This is a genomic window from Dolichospermum circinale AWQC131C (assembly GCF_000426905.1).
Lineage (GTDB): Bacteria > Cyanobacteriota > Cyanobacteriia > Cyanobacteriales > Nostocaceae > Dolichospermum > Dolichospermum circinale.
In genome coordinates this window covers 357-624 of sequence record NZ_KE384602.1, presented here as the reverse complement: position 1 = coordinate 624, position 268 = coordinate 357, and the positions used below count along the sequence as shown (strand labels likewise).

The 268-nt window shown below is 31.0% G+C and carries 1 protein-coding gene; it reads right to left on the bottom strand.

Annotated features, from left to right (window positions below; all coding sequences use genetic code 11):
* Positions 1-237 (bottom strand): hypothetical protein (locus ACIR131C_RS25990; RefSeq protein WP_035371665.1); only part of this gene is annotated, 237 nt, incomplete at its 3' end.
* Positions 238-268: the final 31 nt, after the last annotated feature.

The following is a 268-nucleotide window of genomic DNA, read 5'->3' as shown; positions in this document are numbered from 1 at the left end:
AATTTTTTTCTCCCGCTTCGTTCTTTCAGCTTCAGTTTCTGGAATCAAAAAAGTTTGATTCTTAAAATTCTCAACCTCACCCTCTAACCTTCTTAATTTAGTCTTATTGACATCACTTAATCCTAAAGTTATTTTAAAATTACCCTTAATATCAGCAATCAATTTTTTCATTTCCCGTTTTTGCTCCTTATTTTCAGCATTGCGATAGGTTTTAACAGCATTTCTATAACTTTCCATACTGTATTTACTTCTATTTAAAGCTGGTCGT